The following is a 1416-nucleotide window of genomic DNA, read 5'->3' as shown; positions in this document are numbered from 1 at the left end:
GGCCAGGGCGGCGGGAGGGGCGGCAGCGGGTGCAGGAGCCCCGGAGACCGCTGCGCGGGCGGCGGCCGGACCGGACAGCCCGGAAGCGGCCGCGGACGGCGCGTAGGCCTGGTCAGGGGCGTGCGCACCGGGCCCGGGCACATACCCCGTGGCGGGAACCAGGGGAGCGGAGACCACCGCGGCCGCGCCCCGCTCCAGCTTGTCGAGCCGGGCCCGTACGGACCGCTCGTCGTCGTAGGCGGCGGGGAGCAGGACGCGCGCGCAGATCAGCTCCAGCTGCAGCCGCGGCGAAGTGGCGCCCCGCATCTCGGTCAGGCCTTCGTTGACCAGGTCGGCGGCACGGCTGAGCTCGCCCGGGCCGAAGACGCCGGCCTGGGCCTGCATGCGCTCCACGAGATCGGCGGGAGCGTCGATCAGCCCCTTTTCCGCCGCGTCGGGCACGGCGGCGAGGATCACGAGGTCGCGCAGGCGCTCCAGGAGGTCGGCGACGAAGCGGCGGGGATCGTTGCCGCCCTCGATGACGCGGTCGACGACCTCGAAGGCCGCCGCGCCGTCGTTCGCCGCGAAGGCGTCCACCACGGCGTCGAGCAGCGAGCCGTCCGTGTATCCCAGGAGGGACGTCGCCATGGCATATGTCACACCGTCCTCGGCCGCACCGGCGAGGAGCTGGTCCATGACGGACATCGAGTCACGCACGGACCCGGCACCCGCCCGCACGACCAGCGGCAGCACCCCGTCCTCCACGGGGATGGCCTCGCGCTCGCACACCTCGCCCAGGTACTCACGCAGCGTGCCCGGGGGGACGAGCCGGAAGGGGTAGTGGTGCGTACGGGAGCGGATGGTCCCGATGACCTTCTCGGGCTCCGTGGTCGCGAAGATGAACTTGAGGTGCTCCGGCGGCTCCTCGACCACCTTCAGCAGGGCGTTGAAGCCCGCCGAGGTGACCATGTGGGCCTCGTCGATGATGTAGATCTTGTAGCGGCTGGAGGCGGGCCCGAAGAAGGCCTTCTCCCGCAGCTCACGGGCGTCGTCCACACCACCGTGGGAGGCGGCGTCGATCTCGATGACGTCGATCGACCCGCGCCCGTTGCGCGCGAGGTCCCGGCACGACTGGCACTCCCCGCAGGGAGTGGGCGTCGGCCCCTGCTCGCAGTTCAGACAGCGGGCGAGGATGCGCGCGCTCGTCGTCTTGCCGCAGCCGCGCGGTCCGCTGAACAGATACGCGTGATTGACCCTGTTGTTCCGCAGCGCCTGCTGCAACGGGGTGGTGACATGCTCCTGCCCGATGACCTCGGCGAAGGACTCGGGGCGGTAACGGCGGTAGAGCGCGAGGGACGACACACCTACGACGATATCGGGCCCCACTGACAAGTGGCCTCGCTCACATCTCCGGGCCCCCGCGACCCGCCCCCGCAC

1 protein-coding gene is annotated in these 1416 nt (G+C 72.0%); it reads right to left on the bottom strand.

Annotation, left to right across the window (positions count from 1 at the left end; genetic code table 11):
* On the bottom strand, nt 1-1341 hold a 1341-nt coding region (locus ACSNOH_RS34760), incomplete at its 3' end, for a DNA polymerase III subunit gamma and tau (RefSeq protein WP_436725439.1).
* Nucleotides 1342-1416 lie beyond the last annotated feature (75 nt).

The organism is Streptomyces sp. URMC 127 (genome assembly GCF_051386535.1).
Lineage (GTDB): Bacteria > Actinomycetota > Actinomycetes > Streptomycetales > Streptomycetaceae > Streptomyces.
This window is presented reverse-complemented; position numbering and strand designations above follow the sequence as displayed.